Genomic DNA, 3,177 nt, shown 5'->3' with positions numbered 1-3,177 from the left:
GAATTCGGGCGGTCGTTTATTGAATTCGGGCGATCGTTTGTTGAATTCGGGCGGTCGTTTATTGAATTCGGGCGGTCGTTTATTGAATTCGGGCGATCGTTGATTGAATTCGGGCGATCGTTTATTATTTTTGTTCAATTTTAAATTGAGGAGGATAAAACCTAAACACAAAAAGACTTTTCATCCAGTCCCCAGCGATGCACTGCGCCGCCCTGAGCGTAGTCGAAGGGAGCTTGCCGAAGTGTCCCTAGCTATACTAGTTGACCCCAGTGATTTCATCTTAACTTGACGCTAATGGCGTCTCGCCCGCCCAATATATGCAAGTTAAATGTGGAACAGCTTAGTAAAGACTTTAGTCCTAATAATCCTTGCTCTGAGCGATAAATCACTCACTACAAACTAAGAGTTTATTTTATTGTATTTAATTATGTTTACCTACTTACCTACTTATCATCTCTCTTTTCTCTGTGTACTCTGCGCCTCTGCGGTCGATTAAAAATTTTAGCCAGATATATCACCTATGAATCTGCATAAATAGGGAATAACCACTGACAGCAAAAATAAAAAGGATAGCGGCAGGAAAAATTACTACATCCCTGACAATAAATAAAATCCAATCTTTTCTTAATTCTTGTTTAAACTTGAGTTCTCGCAGTTTTCGCTCAAGTTCTACGTCTTCTTGTGATTGCAAGTTGACAGGTGGCAAAATTAGCGGATTATCGCCTTTGCTGGCAATTCTTTTTGATAAATCTGTTATATCTGTCATGCCGTTGAGATACTGATACTACTTAGTGTCTCATAAAAAAGAGCCAGAGAGTTAGAACTCTCTGGCTCAAAGCTGGAGACAAAAGAATCATCAAATAAAGGCTAACTTGAGTAAGAACCTAAATTCTTCCCAGGTTATGCAACCCTAAAATAGCGCCCACACCTAAGATATGGCCAAAGGCAGCACTTGCTAAAAACGCTGGTACACCAAAATTACCAAGGAAATTGGCTGAGGGTAGTTTTGGTTCTGCGTTGGGATACTTGATGGTAGATTTGCCAAAGGCAATGGCAATGATATTAGCAATAATCATAATCAGTCCAACTGTAGGACTCCATTGCAGAGGTGTAGTTGCAGCAGCGAGTAAGGTTGAAGTTAACACCTAGATTTGCTCCTGAAATTTATTAATGGTTGAAAACATAATCTGAAACTTTCCGAAGCAAATTCAAGAAATTACCCGATTTTGCATCAATATTTAACAGTTATTCTTACTACTTAATACAAAATGAGTTTAATGCAGCGAGCTGATTGTGCTAGCTAGTTTGAATTTCAATGTCTGAAACAAGCGAACTGTTAGTATTGATTTATACTTATAGTTGAATTCAGCAGTAAAATACGCTTTATATCTGGGTAACAGACTTAATTTGCGTACCTCCCGAACTTGAAATCTGCTGTAGATAAAAGTGATTTCGATAAAATTATCCCCGACTTTTTGAAGGATACAGTTGAAGTCAGAAATTTCAGGAGCGGATTCACCTTTCGGTAGATTTAGACAGAATCATCAAAACTGTATATTTGGATGGGATAACACATAATTTGCCGCAAAACCTCATGCCAAATCAGTAATTTCAAGAACGACAGATGAAATTTTGATTGAATTGTAGTTAATTTGTTCCTTAAGTTCCTCAAAAGCCATGACATCCCCTGAGCCTCAAACTGATTTGGGAGAAAAAGCTCCAGAAACGTCATTTGAGCCACCTTCTGGAAAACGGCGGTGGCTTTGGTTGAGTTTAGCCGCACTCTTATTATTAGGGGGCGGAGCAGCTATAGTTTGGCGTTTACTCACTCCACAAAATTCAGCACCTTCAAATGCTAACGTTCAACCTCAAGGGGTAAGAGTCAAAATATCAACAGTACAAAGCGGCATAATTGAGGAAAGTTCAGATTTTATTGCTAGTTTAAAATCCCTGCGCTCAGTTACGCTTCAGCCGAGAATTCAGGGTCAAGTTACCCAGATACTTGTCAAATCTGGAGATCCAGTTGTCCAAGGAGCGCCAATTCTCCAAGTAGATTCTACACCACAGGCAGCGATCGCTAGGAATAATCCTGTGCCTCAAGCATTTTTAATGCAACTGGCAAATGCCCGCGCCACACTCAAATCTTTAGAAGCAGAACGACCATCCTACGTTGCGAATCTGCAATTGTACCAGCAGAACTACGATAAGTTTGTCAACCTAGCTGAACAAGGAGCCGTGTCTCGACAGGCTAGCAATCAGTTTGCTAATCGTCTGGCCAATGCTAAGACTAGTCTGGATGCAATAGATTCCAGGATTCAAGCACAACGAGCCTCCATCTTGCAGGCTGAAAAATCTTTGCAGCAATCTAATGTAAATCCTCAAACACAACAGCCCCAGTCTGACAAAATTACCGCTCCTTTTAGTGGCACAGTTGGCAACATCCCTGTGAAAGTTGGTGATTTAGTTAATACTTCTACACCATTAGTTAATATCACCCAAAATCGGCCTTTAGAAGTGAATATCTCTGTACCACTACAACAAGGGCCCCAATTGCGTAAGGGTATGCCAGTAGAGGTGATGAACACACAAGGTCAAAAGCTTGGTAGAAGTAGAATATTTTTTATCGCACCTAATGCCAGCAATGAAACACAAACGATACTGATTAAAGCACTGTTTGACAACACTAATGGTCAGCTACGTGCAGATCAATTGGTCAGGACTAGAGTGTTCTGGAATCAGCGCCCCGGAGTTTTAATTCCCACAACAGCAATGACTCGTGTAGGCGGGGACACTTTTGTTTATGTAGTTGAAACAGAGATATCTCCCCAAGGTGTATCCCAACAAGTAGCTCGGCAAAGGCGAGTAAAGCTAGGCGAGATCAAAGGTAATAATTACCAAGTTATTGAAGGATTACAGCCAGAAGATAAAGTTATTATTTCAGGGTTGCTCAATCTTAGGGATGGTGTTGCGATCGTTCCAGAATTTTAATTAAGGGGAGTAGCACTTCGACTTCGCTCAGTGACCGAGGAGCAAGGGAGAAGTCTCAATCTTGTCTCCCACCAATTTTTACCCAAGAGCGTTACTATAGCGATCGCTCTTTGTTGGAGAACTTGTAAAATAGTCTCTAAGCTCGACTTTATCCATTTTTGGCTACGGGTCATCACAAATGTAGGCGAT

At 40.9% G+C, this 3,177-nt stretch carries 4 protein-coding genes; 1 reads left to right on the top strand and 3 read right to left on the bottom strand.

From position 1 onward, the window contains the following. Positions 1–514: 514 nt before the first annotated feature. Both RMY64_RS36585 and psaK read right to left on the bottom strand, forming a co-directional pair. Complete coding sequence (locus RMY64_RS36585; RefSeq protein WP_322675515.1) at positions 515–766, bottom strand: hypothetical protein; 252 nt, start codon at positions 764–766, stop codon at positions 515–517. 118 nt (positions 767–884) lie between these two features. Continuing rightward, entirely contained in the window at positions 885–1,145 is a 261-nt protein-coding gene (psaK, locus tag RMY64_RS36580; RefSeq protein WP_322675514.1) for a photosystem I reaction center subunit PsaK, read from the bottom strand. A 532-nt stretch (positions 1,146–1,677) separates the two neighbouring features. On the opposite strand from psaK, the gene RMY64_RS36575 reads away from it, so the two are divergent. Beyond that, entirely contained in the window at positions 1,678–2,988 is a 1,311-nt protein-coding gene (locus tag RMY64_RS36575; RefSeq protein ID WP_322702677.1) for an efflux RND transporter periplasmic adaptor subunit, read from the top strand. Here RMY64_RS36575 and RMY64_RS36570 read toward each other — a convergent pair. Beyond that, a partial coding sequence (locus RMY64_RS36570; protein WP_322702675.1) for a hypothetical protein occupies positions 2,985–3,177 on the bottom strand: 193 nt, incomplete at its 5' end. The two genes, RMY64_RS36575 and RMY64_RS36570, sit on opposite strands and share 4 nt — an antisense overlap.

The organism is Nostoc sp. DedQUE08 (genome assembly GCF_034530895.1).
GTDB lineage: Bacteria > Cyanobacteriota > Cyanobacteriia > Cyanobacteriales > Nostocaceae > Nostoc.
The sequence above is the reverse complement of the archived record's forward strand: the minus strand, read 5'-3'. Positions and strand labels throughout refer to the sequence as shown.

Coding starts and splice junctions, on each gene's coding strand:
- RMY64_RS36585 (WP_322675515.1), bottom strand. CDS start 766: ATGACAGATATAACAGATTTATCAAAAAGAATTGCCAGCAAAGGCGAT.
- RMY64_RS36575 (WP_322702677.1), top strand. CDS start 1,678: ATGACATCCCCTGAGCCTCAAACTGATTTGGGAGAAAAAGCTCCAGAA.